Source organism: Agrobacterium sp. NPDC090283 (assembly GCF_044769685.1).
Taxonomy (GTDB): domain Bacteria; phylum Pseudomonadota; class Alphaproteobacteria; order Rhizobiales; family Rhizobiaceae; genus Agrobacterium.
Genome location: NZ_JBIVYG010000022.1, coordinates 45,158 through 58,341 on the forward strand (window position 1 = coordinate 45,158; position 13,184 = coordinate 58,341).

At 62.2% G+C, this 13,184-nt stretch carries 13 protein-coding genes; 7 read left to right on the forward strand and 6 right to left on the reverse strand.

Annotated elements, in window-relative coordinates; all coding sequences use genetic code 11:
• Window position 1 precedes the first annotated feature (1 nt).
• The 3 genes from ACIQUH_RS24355 (at window position 2) to dxs (ending at window position 3,477) form a co-directional block, all read left to right on the forward strand.
• Window positions 2-256 carry an exodeoxyribonuclease VII small subunit gene (locus ACIQUH_RS24355; protein WP_003503059.1) on the forward strand — a complete coding sequence of 85 codons (255 nt, stop codon included), beginning with the start codon at window positions 2-4 and terminating at the stop codon, window positions 254-256.
• A gap of 288 nt (window positions 257-544) precedes the next feature.
• Entirely contained in the window at window positions 545-1,468 is a 924-nt protein-coding gene (locus tag ACIQUH_RS24360; RefSeq protein ID WP_142778808.1) for a pirin family protein, read from the forward strand.
• A gap of 89 nt (window positions 1,469-1,557) precedes the next feature.
• Window positions 1,558-3,477 (forward strand): 1-deoxy-D-xylulose-5-phosphate synthase, encoded by a 1,920-nt coding sequence (gene dxs, locus ACIQUH_RS24365; RefSeq protein WP_400819950.1) that lies wholly within the window; start codon window positions 1,558-1,560, stop codon window positions 3,475-3,477.
• Between the two features lie 53 nt (window positions 3,478-3,530).
• Here the strand turns inward: dxs and ACIQUH_RS24370 are convergent, their stop codons facing one another.
• The gene (locus ACIQUH_RS24370; protein WP_400819953.1) at window positions 3,531-3,893 is read right to left on the reverse strand and encodes a nuclear transport factor 2 family protein; all 363 of its coding nucleotides are present in this window, start codon (window positions 3,891-3,893) and stop codon (window positions 3,531-3,533) included.
• 107 nt (window positions 3,894-4,000) lie between these two features.
• Between ACIQUH_RS24370 and ACIQUH_RS24375 the strand changes: the two genes are divergently transcribed.
• Both ACIQUH_RS24375 and ACIQUH_RS24380 read left to right on the forward strand, forming a co-directional pair.
• Window positions 4,001-4,795, forward strand: coding sequence for a helix-turn-helix domain-containing protein (locus ACIQUH_RS24375; RefSeq protein ID WP_400819955.1), 795 nt, complete (start codon window positions 4,001-4,003; stop codon window positions 4,793-4,795).
• A gap of 5 nt (window positions 4,796-4,800) precedes the next feature.
• Window positions 4,801-5,115, forward strand: coding sequence for a putative quinol monooxygenase (locus tag ACIQUH_RS24380; RefSeq protein ID WP_400819957.1), 315 nt, complete (start codon window positions 4,801-4,803; stop codon window positions 5,113-5,115).
• Here ACIQUH_RS24380 and ACIQUH_RS24385 read toward each other — a convergent pair.
• On the reverse strand, window positions 5,112-5,495 hold the full coding sequence (locus tag ACIQUH_RS24385; RefSeq protein WP_400819959.1) for an ACT domain-containing protein: 384 nt from the start codon (window positions 5,493-5,495) through the stop codon (window positions 5,112-5,114). The two genes, ACIQUH_RS24380 and ACIQUH_RS24385, sit on opposite strands and share 4 nt — an antisense overlap.
• A 181-nt stretch (window positions 5,496-5,676) precedes the next feature.
• Window positions 5,677-7,698 carry a methyl-accepting chemotaxis protein gene (locus tag ACIQUH_RS24390; protein WP_400819962.1) on the reverse strand — a complete coding sequence of 674 codons (2,022 nt, stop codon included), beginning with the start codon at window positions 7,696-7,698 and terminating at the stop codon, window positions 5,677-5,679.
• Window positions 7,699-7,966: 268 nt separating this feature from the next.
• Here ACIQUH_RS24390 and ACIQUH_RS24395 point away from each other — a divergent pair, with 268 nt between their 5' ends.
• Window positions 7,967-8,719, forward strand: a complete 753-nt coding sequence (locus ACIQUH_RS24395) for a TlyA family RNA methyltransferase (RefSeq protein WP_400819965.1) — start codon at window positions 7,967-7,969, stop codon at window positions 8,717-8,719.
• Window positions 8,716-9,966 (forward strand): class I SAM-dependent RNA methyltransferase, encoded by a 1,251-nt coding sequence (locus ACIQUH_RS24400; protein WP_400819967.1) that lies wholly within the window; start codon window positions 8,716-8,718, stop codon window positions 9,964-9,966. The genes ACIQUH_RS24395 and ACIQUH_RS24400 overlap by 4 nt, the downstream gene beginning before the upstream one ends.
• Here ACIQUH_RS24400 and ACIQUH_RS24405 read toward each other — a convergent pair whose 3' ends face one another.
• The 3 genes from ACIQUH_RS24405 to ACIQUH_RS24415 all read right to left on the reverse strand — a co-directional run bounded on the left by ACIQUH_RS24405 (window position 9,967) and on the right by ACIQUH_RS24415 (window position 13,122).
• Window positions 9,967-10,284, reverse strand: a complete 318-nt coding sequence (locus ACIQUH_RS24405; protein ID WP_400819969.1) for a hypothetical protein — start codon at window positions 10,282-10,284, stop codon at window positions 9,967-9,969. It abuts the gene before it with no gap.
• 284 nt (window positions 10,285-10,568) lie between these two features.
• Window positions 10,569-11,327 carry a crotonase/enoyl-CoA hydratase family protein gene (locus ACIQUH_RS24410; protein WP_400819971.1) on the reverse strand — a complete coding sequence of 253 codons (759 nt, stop codon included), beginning with the start codon at window positions 11,325-11,327 and terminating at the stop codon, window positions 10,569-10,571.
• A 10-nt stretch (window positions 11,328-11,337) separates the two neighbouring features.
• Window positions 11,338-13,122, reverse strand: coding sequence for an acyl-CoA dehydrogenase (locus ACIQUH_RS24415; protein WP_400819973.1), 1,785 nt, complete (start codon window positions 13,120-13,122; stop codon window positions 11,338-11,340).
• Window positions 13,123-13,184: the final 62 nt, after the last annotated feature.

Sequence of the window (13,184 nt, forward strand, 5' to 3'; positions counted from 1 at the left end):
CATGACGGAAAATGCCAACACAGCCGATGTCAGCGGTTATTCTTTCGAAAAAGCCGTCGCCGAGCTGGAAAGCATTGTCGCACGTCTGGAACGCGGCGACGTGGCGCTGGACGAATCCATCGCCATCTACGAGCGCGGCGAAGCCCTGAAGAAACATTGCGAAACGCTGCTCAATGCTGCGGAAAAGCGGATCGAGAAAATCCGTCTCGACCGTGCGGGCAAGCCGCAGGGTGTGGAGCCGCTGGACGGGGAGTGATTGGGCCACTCAACTCCTTCATTCCTGTTCCCCGGAACAAGTCCGAGGATGTCACAGGAATCCAGTCGACGCGCGTCTGCGCGGCGGAGAAAGTCCTTTCAGCCCAAGGACTTGGGCTGGCTGGATTCCTGTGACAAGCACAGGAATGAGGGAAGCGGTAGGTCAAGCCGCATTCAATTCGCCCCTCGCATGGGGTGACAACACACAAACACAGCGTTCGATATCCCGACACTCCCCCTCCCCATCCGTTATGCTAAACTCCGCCACTGACGCTACGAGGAGCAAGCGATGTCCTTCTTTCCCGGTAACGATCCCGTCGCGGGTGATGCCTTTGCCTGCGATGCCATTGAGAACCTCATCATTCCGCGCACCAGCGATATTGGCGGCTTTGCCGTGCGCCGCGCATTGCCGACCCGGCAGCGGCGGCTTGTCGGTCCCTTCATCTTTTTCGACCGCATGGGCCCGGCAATCCTCAAGGCGGGAGAGGCGCTGGATGTGAAGCCGCATCCGCATATCGGGCTTTCCACCGTCACTTATCTGTTCGACGGTGAAATCAAGCACCGCGACAGTCTCGGCACAGAACTCGTCATTCGCCCCGGCGACATCAACCTGATGACGGCCGGGCGCGGCATCGTGCATTCGGAACGCACACCGGAAAACCTGCGTGGCCATCCGCTCTCCATGTCCGGCCTGCAGACCTGGCTCGCCCTGCCAGACCATATGGAAGAAATCGATCCGGCCTTTGCCCATACGGCAAAGGAAGACATGCCACTGATCGATATCAAGGGCGCGTCCGGCCGGGTGGTGATCGGCGAATTCGAAGGGCTCACCTCGCCCGTTTCGGCCTTTACCGACACGCTTTATGTCGATCTGACGCTGGAGCCGGGGGTAAAATTTCCCTTCTCCGCCGATCATGAAGAGCGGGCAATCTATATTCTCTCCGGTTCGCTGGATGTCGCGGGCGATATTTTCGCCGCCGATCAGCTCCTCGTTTTCCGACCGGGCGACGATATCACGCTGCAGGCGGGCAGCAATGGCTGTCACATCATGATCTTCGGCGGGGCGGCGCTCAATCAGCGCCGTTACATCTGGTGGAACTTCGTTTCGTCATCAAAAGAACGCATAGAACAGGCCAAACAGGAGTGGAGAACCGGACGCTTCGACATCGTTCCCGGCGACGAAGAAGAGTTTGTCCCTTTGCCGGAAGGTTGAAATTCTATAGAAGTATACGACATGCAGGGCTCACCCGCCGGCTTTCGCGATAGAGGGCACCTTGCGGACCACCAGAAAAGGCCGAACGATTGACCGGAATGCCACAGACACCATTGCTCGACCGGGTGAATTTTCCCTCCGATCTCAAGGAGATCGACGATCGCGACCTGCCGGAACTGGCACGGGAACTGCGCGACGAGATGATTGACGCCGTGTCGAAGACCGGTGGCCATCTGGGGGCCGGCCTCGGCGTGGTGGAACTGACGATTGCCATTCACAAAGTGTTCAACACGCCCGAAGACCGGCTGATCTTCGATGTCGGCCACCAATGTTATCCGCACAAGATCCTGACCGGCCGCCGCGAGCGCATCCGCACGCTGCGCCAGGAAGGCGGCCTTTCCGGTTTCACGCGACGCGCCGAAAGCGAATATGACGATTTCGGCGCCGGCCATTCCTCCACCTCCATTTCCGCCGGCCTCGGCATGGCGGTGGCGGCGGGTCTTGATGGCAGCGACCGCAAGGTGATCGCCGTGATCGGCGACGGCTCCATGTCCGCAGGCATGGCATTCGAGGCGCTCAACAATGCCGGCGCGCTCGATGCGCGGCTGATCGTCATCCTCAATGACAACGACATGTCGATTGCGCCGCCGACGGGGGCGATGAGCGCCTATCTGGCGCGCCTTGCATCCGGCCGCACCTATATGGGCTTCCGTGATTTCGGCAAGAAACTCACCGCCTATCTCGGCAAGACCATCGACCGCGCCATTACCCGCGCCGTGACCCATGCGCGCGGCTACGTGACCGGCGGCACGCTGTTCGAGGAGCTTGGTTTCTATCATATCGGCCCGATCGACGGTCACTCCTTCGATCACCTGCTGCCGGTACTGCGCAATGTGCGCGACAACCAGAAAGGCCCCGTCCTCATCCATGTGGTGACGCAGAAGGGCAAGGGTTATGCGCCGGCGGAAGCGGCCGCCGACAAATATCACGGCGTCAACAAGTTCGACGTCATTACCGGCGCGCAGGCGAAAGCCAAGCCGAATGCGCCGAGCTATACCAGCGTCTTTGCCGAGGCGCTGATTCAGGAAGCCACCCTCGATGACAAGATCATCGGCGTGACGGCGGCCATGCCGAACGGCACAGGCCTCGACAAGATGGCCGAGCTTTTCCCGGCCCGCACCTTCGATGTCGGCATTGCCGAACAGCACGCCGTCACCTTCGCGGCCGGGCTTGCGGCTGACGGTTACAAGCCGTTCTGCGCGCTCTATTCCACTTTCCTGCAACGCGGTTACGACCAGCTGGTGCATGATGTGGCGATCCAGAGCCTGCCGGTGCGTTTCCCCATCGACCGCGCCGGTTTTGTAGGTGCCGACGGACCGACCCATGCCGGCTCCTTCGACACGACTTTCCTCGCCACCCTGCCCGGCATGGTGGTGATGGCGGCCGCCGACGAGGCGGAGCTGAAACATATGGTCCGCACGGCGGCGGCTTACGATGAAGGCCCGATTTCCTTCCGTTATCCGCGCGGCGAAGGTGTCGGCGTCGAGATGCCGGCACGCGGCGAGATTCTTGAGATCGGCAAGGGCCGCATCATCAAGGAAGGCACCAAGGTTGCGCTCCTTTCCTTCGGCACCCGGTTGGCGGAATGCCTTGCGGCCGCCGAAGACCTTGAAGCGGCCGGACTTTCGACGACGGTTGCCGATGCGCGCTTCGCCAAGCCGCTCGATCTCGATCTCATCCGCCAGCTGGCCAGCCACCACGAGGTGCTGGTAACCATCGAGGAAGGTTCTGTCGGCGGTTTCGGCGCGCATGTGCTGCATTTCATGGCCAGCGCCGGCCTTCTCGACCATGGCCCGAAGGTCCGCACGCTGACCCTGCCCGACCAGTGGGTGGAGCAGGCGAAGCCCGAGACCATGTATGCCAATGCCGGCCTCGACCGGGCCGGCATCGTTTCCACCGTGTTCGATGCACTCGGCCAGCGGCAGGCCGGTGTGGGATTTGCGGGCTGAAGCACGCTTACCAAGGTGGAGGCGGGCATATGATCCCGCCCCTCCTCTCCACTTTATGTCGCCACGCCATCGAGAAAACCGACGACATTGTCGATTCGGCCTTCGGCATCGCGGCTGACGACATCGGTACCGCCGGCGACATCATCTCCATCAGGCGAAATCAGGCGCCATGAGAAACGGGTGAAATCGCCGTGTCCGTCAGGGGTGCCCGTCAGCACGAAGCGATATCCGGGAAATTTCTGCCGCGCCGCCTCGATCATTGCGGCTATTCCCTGCCGGCCCTCGCCCTGCATCAGGGGGTCGATATAACGGGCCGTTTCCGTCCATGCCTTGCCGATCAGCTGCCTGCGGCGCTCGCCGTCCTCCTCGTTCCAGACCGCGAGATAGGTTTCGGCAATTGCGAGATGCTGTGTCATGATTGCGCTCCTTTGGGTTGACGGCCTGAGCATGCCGGGCGTGGGGAAGCGGAACAATTACCTCAGAGGTAATCGCATTGGCGATATCTTCTGTTAGGTTGCCGGGCATGACACATCATCGAGAACATGTCGGCCAGGTGCTGAAAGAATGGCGAGCCCGTCGCAGATTGAGCCAGCTCGATCTGGCGATGGAGGCAGAAATATCCGCGCGCCATCTGAGTTTTGTGGAAAGCGGGCGCTCATCCCCCAGTCGCGAAATGCTGGTGAGGCTGGCGGAGCAGCTTTCGATGCCCGCCCGCGCCGCCAACCGGCTGATGCTGGCAGCCGGTTATGCGCCTGTCCATTCCGAACGGCCGCTGGATGCGCCTGACATGGCGGCAGCCCGGCAGGCCATCGAAACGGTGGTGCTTGGGCACATGCCCTTCCCCGCCCTTGCCGTTGACCGGCACTGGAATGTCGTTCTCGCCAATGATGCGATCACATCGCTGCTCGCCGGTGTTTCCGCGGAGCTGCTTCAACCGCCGCTCAACGCGTTGCGGCTGAGCCTGCATCCACAGGGACTGAGTTCCCGCATCGTCAACCTTGCCGAATGGCGTCATCACCTGCTGGAACGCCTGCATCGGCAGGTCGAGGAAACGGGAGACGAGGTGCTTTCCAGGCTGCATGCGGAGCTTTCGGCCTATCCCGCGCCAAAGCTCACGGCGCGTGCCGCCGGAGCCGATCCGCTGGCGATACCGCTCCAGCTTCGTGATCCGTCCTCGGGCGCTATCCTGAGCTTCATTTCAACCACCACGGTTTTCGGCACGGCGACGGATGTAACGTTGTCCGAACTCGTGCTGGAGTGTTTTTACCCCGCCGATGCGGCAACCCGCGCGGCGCTGATACAAGGCACAAAGGAGTGACGCCCGTGCACACCACCTATCTCATCGGTTTTAAAGTCCACCCCGGCCAGCGCGAGCGCTTTCTCGCATTGCTGAATGCGCTGCTTGACGCCATGCGGCACGAAAAGACCTTCGTGAACGCAACCCTGCATCGGGATGGTGCAGACGAAAACCGCTTCCTGCTGCATGAGACCTGGAGCGACCATCAGGACGTCATCGATGTCCAGATTCACCGCCCCTATCGCCAGGCATGGCACGATGCCCTGCCGGATATTCTGGAAGCCCCGCGCGATATTTCCGTCTGGCACCCCATGCGGGCGGATCACGCCCGAGCCCTTTAAACGAGCGAATGCCCCGCATTTGCCAGCAGCTGGGATGCTTTCTCCAGATCGTTCGATTTCACCAGCAGGTGGTCTCCATCGAAAGTCGAAACGACGAATATTCCGATGTCGTTGGTCGATAATGGTTCGATCACGGACAGGACGATGCCCGTCTCATTGAAGGCAAAGGGGCCCTGAAGCTTGAAACAGTTCCAGCCGGCATCAACCCGAACATCCCGAGGGATACGATCCTGCCGACAAACGACGGAAAGTTCGTCATCCGTCCGGCTGATACTGACAAAACCGCAGCCATCCGCCCAGGTCGGCATTGCTGCATCGGCATCAAGCCGGGCCACCCCATAAGCGCCGTCCAGAAGTTTTAGCTTAACACGCGCCGCCATATCGTCTTGCCTCGAATGTTCTGGTTATCTTCGATCCGCGAGAAGACTCGCATTCCCGGTTTGTCGCATTCAAGACAAAAAACCGGAGTGCCGTGTTTCCTTTAAAGGAAAAAGCGGTAACCCGGACGCAAAAGGGGGCCTTCCGGCCCCCGATTTCTATGCTCGTTCCTCAATCTCTGCCTCAGAACTCCGTCCAGTCCTGATCCTTCGCGGCCGGTGCTTCGGCGGCGCCGCCGAAGGCGCGGGCAAGGCTCTGGCCGAGGGCGCGAGCGGGAGATGCAACCGGCCGGGCGGTGGCGGAGGCCGATTTTACCGGAGCCTTGCGGACCGGGGCTGCCGGCTCAGACTGGAAGGCAGGCCTGGCGGAAGACTGGCGCGGCGCGGAATAGCCGCCGGCACTTGCAACGGCAGCACGCGTGCCACCCATTCTGAACTGGCCGAGCAGGCTGTTCAGCGCTTCCGCTTCGCGGGCGAGCGAATGGCTGGCGGCGGTCTGCTGTTCCACCATGGCGGCATTCTGCTGCGTGCCCTGATCCATGGTGTTCACGGCCGTGTTGATTTCCTGCAGGCCGGTAGCCTGTTCACGGGCGGCGACGACGATGGCGCTGACATGGGCATTGATCTCTTCGACTTCCGCGACGATGAGTTCCAGCGCCTTGCCGGTCTCATCGACGAGGTTGACGCCGTTTTCCACCTGCTGGCTGGAGGCACCGATCAAAGTCTTGATTTCCTTGGCGGCATTGGCGGAGCGCTGGGCAAGCTCACGGACTTCCTGCGCAACCACCGCAAAACCCTTGCCGGCATCACCGGCGCGAGCGGCTTCGACGCCGGCATTCAAGGCCAGCAGGTTGGTCTGGAAGGCAATATCGTCGATGACACCGATGATATTGCCGATTTCGCCCGAGGACTTCTCGATTTCGCGCATGGCGGCGACCGCCTTGCGAACCACGACACCGGACTTTTCCGCACCGGCGCGGGCGCGCTGGACCAGATTACCGGCATCTTCCGCGCCGCGGGCGCTGTCGCGCACCGTGGTGGTGACTTCTTCCAGGGCCGCGGCGGTTTCCTCGATGGAGGCCGCCTGCTGTTCGGTGCGGCGCGACAGGTCGTCGGCGGCGGAAAGCATTTCCGAAGCGCCGGCATTGATCGCGGCTGCGTTCTCACCAACCGTGCGCAGCGCCTGCTGGAGTTTTTCGACGGCGCTGTTGAAATTCACGCGAACCGGATCGATGGCAGGCGCAAAGGGCGTCTCGATACGATAGGAAAGATCGCCATCCGCGAGGGCGGCCAGGCCCTTGCCAAGCTCGGCACTGGCAAAAGCGCTGGCGGCTTCGTCCTTGGCCTTTTCTTCCTCGTTGCGGCGGCGTTCAGCTTCTGTCGCGGAGCGCATGCGATCGGTCTCGCCGGCAAGGCGGGATTTTTCCAGCCCGGCTTCCTTGAAGACCAAAACGGCTTTCGCCATCTTGCCGACTTCGTCGCCGCGATCCGTGGCGGGTACTTCCGTCTCCAGATCGCCATCGGCGAGCCGGCTCATCGCCGCCGTCATGCCGACGATGGGCGTGACGATGGAGCGCGACAGCGCCCAGATGAGGGCAACGGCCAGAAGACCGGCAACGGCGCCGCCACCCAGAAGCGCATATTTGAGGTTCAGTGCGGCTGCCTGCTGTTCTGCCGCGTAAGCGGTGGACAGGCCGTTCAGCTGTTCCTTGATCTTGGCGGCGGAGGCGCGGAAGCCATCGAGCTGGCCCTTCGCCTGATTACGGCCAATCTCGATGATTTCGGAAATCGGCGCTTCGGTCGTCTTGCGCGCGGCGATCTGCGGTTCCGCCAGCTCCTTGAAGAACACGGTGGCGGATTTCTGCATGTCGTCGATGGATGCCAGAATATCCGGCCGGCCAACGGCCAGCGCGCGGGCCTCGTCGAGCTTCTTCAGCATCAGGTCGCGCTGGGCGAACACATCATTATAGGTGCTGTCGCTGCGGAACAGCAGGAAGCCGCGCTGATTGACGGCCTGTTCCAGCATGGCGGCCGTCGCGCCATCCACGGCCTGGATGATATCCTTCGTGCGGTTGTTTTCGATCGTGACACGCTCGCTCCCCAGCGTCTGCCAGAATACGACCGCGGAAGCGAGCAGGCACACGCTCATCAAGGCACAGAAGGTGGCTATGAGCTTCAGATTAATGGGGAGGTTTTTCAGCGACATCGCAAACTCTCTCGGCGACCCGATGCCTCGAAGCCAGCGTCTGCGCTGCAACGGCCGCAATTTTGTGGATGGGAGGAGATGCCGTCATGGCAGGTTCCGGTGGCCGCACGGGCCTTGTGCACAAAGTGCAATACAAGCCTTTATATTGGATTAATCGAACATTCTGACTTTGCGGTGCAACATCGATGGGCGACAGCGGACATCGCCGGTCCCTTTCAGCGATAAATCGCTTGCATCGGCGGGGTTTGGCGGTCATTGACACGGGACCATGTCCAAAACATCTGAAAATGAACGGCTTGACCAGCTTCTCGTGTCGCTCGGCCACTTCGCCAGCCGCTCCCGCGCGCGCGACGCGGTTGCGCGCGGCACCGTGAGCGTTAACGGTAAGATCGTCACCAAACCGAGCCAGACCGTCGCCGGCGATGCCGAAATCGCCATCAGCGATCCGGCGCAGGCCTATGTTTCCCGCGCGGCGCTGAAGCTCGTGGCCGCGCTCGATCATTTCCGGCTCGATCCTTCGGGCCATGACTGTCTCGATGTCGGTGCTTCCACGGGCGGTTTCACCGAGGTGCTGCTGGAGCGTGGCGCCAAACACGTCACCGCCATCGATGTCGGCCATGGGCAGATGCATGCAAGGATCGAGAACGATCCGCGGGTGACCAATCTGGAGGGGCTGAATGCGCGCTTCCTGACGGCAGAGGATATCGATGACCGGCCCATCGGCTTCATCGTCTCCGACGTGTCCTTCATTTCGCTGAAGCTTGCGCTTGCGCCGGCACTCGAGCTTGCGGAAGCAGGCGCGCTGGCGGTTCTGCTGGTGAAGCCGCAATTCGAGGCGGGGCGCGACGCCATCAGCAAGGCCGGGCTGTTGAAAGAGCCGGAAACGGCGCCTGCCGTGGCCGCCGAACTGGAACGCTGGCTGACGCAGGACATGGGCTGGAAAAGCCTCGGCCTCATTCCCTCGCCGATTTCCGGCGGTGACGGCAATATCGAATTTCTTCTCGGAGGCGAAAAGCCATGAGCACACAGACCGTCACCATCAAGAGCCTCGGCGCGCAGGGCGATGGCATCGCGCACTGTCCCGACGGCCCGGTCTATGTGCCCTTCACGCTGCCCGGCGAAACGGTGGCCATTGCCAAAGTCAAGGATCACGGCACCGTCATGTCGATAACGGAAGCCTCGGCGGACCGACGTGAACCGGCCTGCCGCCACTTCGGCCCGGAGGGCAAGAACGGCACCTGCGGCGGCTGTTCGCTGCAGCATTTCGCCGACCAGCCTTACCACGCCTACAAGCGGGAACTGGTGGTTTCGGCGCTGAAATCGAAGGGCCTGACGCCTGATGTCGACGATCTCGTCATCTGTCGCCCCGGCGAGCGCCGCCGCGCGGTGTTCGCCGCCCGCAGGACGGAAAAGGGTCTGCTGCTTGGTTTCAGCCAGGCGAACAGCCATCACATCGTCGCCATCGAGGAATGTCCCGTCACCTCGCCGGGTATCGTCTCGCGACTGGATGCCATCCGCGCCATCGGGCTTTCGATGGTGGCGAATGCCGAGCCGTTCCGTATCACCGTTCTCGAAACGCTCTCGGGTCTCGATATTTCCGTCGAGGGCATCAAGTCGGTCAGCGACAAGCAGCGGCGCACACTCACGGAAACGGTGCTGGCCATGCGCGGCATCGCCCGCGTCTCGCTGTCGGGTGAAATCCTCATCGAACCGCAAAAGCCGATCATCGACTTTGGCGGCGTCCCGGTTTCGCCGCCGGCCGGCAGTTTCACGCAGGCGACGAAACAGGCGGAGGACGCCATGGCCGAACTGGTGCTTGCCCATGTCGGCAAATCCAAGCGCATTGCCGATCTTTTCTGCGGTTCCGGTACATTTGCGCTGCGGCTCGCGCGCATCGGCAAGGTGCATGCGGTGGAAGCGGAAGACAAGCCGCTGAAGGCGCTGGATTTCGCCGCCCGCAATACGCAGGGTCTGAAACCGGTCAGTGTCGAGAAACGCGATCTTTTCCGCCGGCCGCTGATGGTCAGCGAACTCAAGAATTACGATGCCGTCGTCTTCGATCCGCCGCGCGCCGGCGCGGAATTCCAGTGTAAGGAACTGGCCCGCAGCACGGTAAAGAAGATCGTTGCGGTGAGCTGCAATCCGCTGACGCTTGCGCGCGATCTCGCGCTTCTCACGGAGGGCGGATATCGCGTCACCCGCGTCACGCCGGTCGACCAGTTCCTGTGGTCGCCGCATGTGGAGGCCGTGGCGGTGCTGGAGAAATAATCACCAGGCGGTATCGACCGTGCCGTTGCCGACCACGCCCGAGCAGCGGCAGGCGCCGCCCACACGGCCGCGCTCCAGCGGGCAGATATAGGGCCGGCGGCGATTGGCACTCTCCGGCGGGGTGATGACACAGACGAAACGCGCGCGACGCATGCGGTCGCGATTGTTGCCGGAGTAATAGTCCTGGCTGCCATCATCATAGGACTGCGCCAGAATGATATCGCTGCCGGACGCCACCGGCGGCGGCGTAATCGCTGCGGCTTCGCCAAGGCTTGTGGCGGCGAGGAAGACGGACAGGGCGAAAACGGCGTGACGCATGCGGAGGCCTTCGAACGGAGGGTTGCGATCCATCTTTGCGGGACCGGCTGGATCCGACCATACATAATCCGCATTCACTAGCACAGCGACCTTGCTCGGCATCGCCGCGAGTTTCTTCTCCCCGCCGGGGAGAAGGTGGCCCGAAGGGTCGGATGAGGGGGAACCCTTGCCGAATATCTCTAACGTCGCCCCCTCATCCCGCTGCCTCGGACTTCTCCCCCTCGGGGAGAAGAAACAAGCGGCGCGCTCCCAGCCGGCAAGCGACGGCCCGTCTTCTTGAGCGCTCAGCGGCGCATGAAGGCCTCGAAGGCGGCTCGCGCTTCAGCACTTTGCAGCTGCGCGATGAAATGGCGACCTTCTTCTTCGATGCGGGCAAGTATGTCCTGCGGGTTGCCGCGCACCAGATCGCGGGCGATCTTCAGCGCCTGCTGCGGTTTGGCCGCGAGCCGGGTGGCAAGCGCCAGCGTTTCGGTTTCGACATGTTCCGGGGCGACCACTTTCCAGATCAGCCCCGCCTGCAATGCCTGCTCGGCGGAAAAACCTTCGCCCATGGCAAGCAGCGCAAAGGCGCGCTGGTGGCCGATGAGCTTCGGCACGAGCAGGCTGGAGGCCGCTTCCGGCACCAGAGCCAGATCCACGAAAGGCGTCTTGAACAGGCTGCGGCTGGAGGCAACCGTCAGGTCACAATGCAGGTTCAGCGTCGTGCCGATGCCGATGGCGAGCCCGTCCACGCCTGAAACCAGCGGCTTTTCGAAAGCGACAAGCGCTTTCAGAAGTTCGAGTGCCGCGAGCTTGCCCTTGCCGCCGGACATCGCGAAAGCGAGGAAATCGGCCATGTCGTTGCCGGCGGAAAAGCAGCCCTCCGTGCCGAGAAATGCGACCACCCGGATATCGGCGTTCGCATTGGCGGCATGCAGGGCCTCGGCCATGCGCAGATACATGGCATCGGTGATGGCGTTTTTCTTCTCCGGCCGGTTGAAGCGGATGGTCAGAACCTCAGGCGCATGGCCAACCGGTTCGACGAGAATATGATCGTCCGACATCTGAAGCTCCTCAAGCCAATACGGTGCGGGCGGCGGCAAGGCTTGCCGCCCCTGACATAACGCGGTCCTTCAGCGCCGCCGTTTCCGCCAGCAGGTTTTCCGCCGCGAAACGGCAAAGCGCTGCGCGATGCCCGCCCCTGCCATCATCGACGGAGACCAATGCGCCCTTGGCGAGATAGGCGCCGGTGAGCGCCAGACCGAAGAGGCGCTGATAGGGTGTGGCACCCGCGAGCGCCGTCTCGGTTTCGCCTGCCTTGATACGCTCCAGCAGCCAGTCGGTCGCCGTTTCCAGATCGTTGAGGCTGGCTTCGAGATAACGGGCGGTTTCGCCGAGATCGTCGCGGTTCGACGCGCCTGTCCGGTCAGCGATCTCACGCAATTCGCCAATGAAGCCGCGCACCTGCGCGCCCTCGGAGAGCGGCAGCTTGCGCAGCACCAGGTCGATGGCCTGAATGCCGTTGGTGCCCTCGTAGATCGGCGCGATGCGGGCATCGCGCAGATAACGCGCCGCACCGGTTTCCTCGATGAAGCCCATGCCGCCATGCACCTGAATGCCCATGGAGGCGACCTCCACACCGGCATCGGTGGAAAAGGATTTGGCAATTGGCGTGAGAAGAGCAGCGCGCTCCTGCCAGTGAGCGCGCTGGGAGGCGTCTTCGGTCGCATGCGCCATGTCGATGGCATGGGCGCAGCTGAAGGAAATCGCCCGCGATCCTTGCGTCAGCGCCTTCATCGTCAGAAGCGTTCTGGCGATGTCAGGATGTTCGATGATCGGGCTCATGCCGGAACCCCGCCAGCCGGGCGCCTTGCCCTGCGTGCGTTCTTTCGCGTATTCAATCGCCTTCTGGGTCGCCGCCTCGCAGATCGCCACGCCCTGCATGCCAACGGCAAGGCGGGCATTGTTCATCATGGTGAACATGCATGCGAGGCCCTTGTTCTCCTCGCCGACCAGCCAGCCGAGAGCGCCTTTTTCTTCCCCGAATTTGCCGTCGCCGAAGATCATGGTGCAGGTGGGGGAGCCGTGAATGCCGAGCTTGTGTTCCAGCGAGTGGCAGAACAGGTCGTTGCGGCTGCCCGGCGCACCGTTTTCATCGGGCAGGAATTTCGGCACGAGGAACAGCGAAATGCCGCGCGTTCCAGCCGGCGCATCCGGCAGGCGGGCGAGAACGAGGTGGATGATATTGTCCGCCGCATCGTGTTCGCCCCAGGTGATGAAAATCTTCTGGCCGAAGATGCGATAGGTGCCGTCACCATTGCGCTCCGCCCGGGTCTTCAGCACGCCGAGATCCGAACCCGCATGCGGCTCGGTGAGGTTCATGGTGCCGGTCCATTCGCCGGAAACGAGCTTGGGAAGATAGGTGCGTTTCAGATCATTGCTGCCGTGGGTGACGATGGCTTCCACCGCGCCCATGGTCAGCGTTGGCGCCAGCGCGAACGCCATGGAACCGGAGTTCCACATTTCGAGGGCTGCAACATTCAGCATATGCGGCAGGTTCTGACCGCCGAATTCCTCAGGCGCCGTCAGGCTGTTCCAGCCGGCTTCCGCCCAGCGGCGGTAAAGATCGGCCCAGCCATCCGGCGTCGTGACCTTGCCGTCGGCAAGCTTCGCGCCCTGGCGGTCGCCAATATCGGCGAGCGGGGCGACCTGTTCCGTGGCGAAACGGCCGGCCTCCTGCAGAATGGCATCCACCAGATCTTCACCGAGATCACCCAGCACACCCTTTGCAAGCGCGTCTTCAAGACCCGCTACATGTTTGAGTGTAAAGGCGATATCATCCACCGGCGCGCTATACATGCTGCCTCCTCCCGAAGCTCTTGTATCCTGCTACTGCCTTCGGGCTAAATGATTTTTACGTA

Bases quoted from the DNA above. Each gene is read 5' to 3' on its own strand.
- ACIQUH_RS24400 (WP_400819967.1), top strand. From the start codon at position 8,716: ATGAGCACACAGACCGTCACCATCAAGAGCCTCGGCGCGCAGGGCGAT.
- ACIQUH_RS24395 (WP_400819965.1), top strand. From the start codon at position 7,967: ATGTCCAAAACATCTGAAAATGAACGGCTTGACCAGCTTCTCGTGTCG.
- ACIQUH_RS24390 (WP_400819962.1), bottom strand. From the start codon at position 7,698: ATGTCGCTGAAAAACCTCCCCATTAATCTGAAGCTCATAGCCACCTTC.
- ACIQUH_RS24360 (WP_142778808.1), top strand. From the start codon at position 545: ATGTCCTTCTTTCCCGGTAACGATCCCGTCGCGGGTGATGCCTTTGCC.
- ACIQUH_RS24415 (WP_400819973.1), bottom strand. From the start codon at position 13,122: ATGTATAGCGCGCCGGTGGATGATATCGCCTTTACACTCAAACATGTA.
- ACIQUH_RS24410 (WP_400819971.1), bottom strand. From the start codon at position 11,327: ATGTCGGACGATCATATTCTCGTCGAACCGGTTGGCCATGCGCCTGAG.
- ACIQUH_RS24405 (WP_400819969.1), bottom strand. From the start codon at position 10,284: ATGCGTCACGCCGTTTTCGCCCTGTCCGTCTTCCTCGCCGCCACAAGC.
- ACIQUH_RS24355 (WP_003503059.1), top strand. From the start codon at position 2: ATGACGGAAAATGCCAACACAGCCGATGTCAGCGGTTATTCTTTCGAA.
- ACIQUH_RS24385 (WP_400819959.1), bottom strand. From the start codon at position 5,495: ATGGCGGCGCGTGTTAAGCTAAAACTTCTGGACGGCGCTTATGGGGTG.
- ACIQUH_RS24375 (WP_400819955.1), top strand. From the start codon at position 4,001: ATGACACATCATCGAGAACATGTCGGCCAGGTGCTGAAAGAATGGCGA.
- ACIQUH_RS24370 (WP_400819953.1), bottom strand. From the start codon at position 3,893: ATGACACAGCATCTCGCAATTGCCGAAACCTATCTCGCGGTCTGGAAC.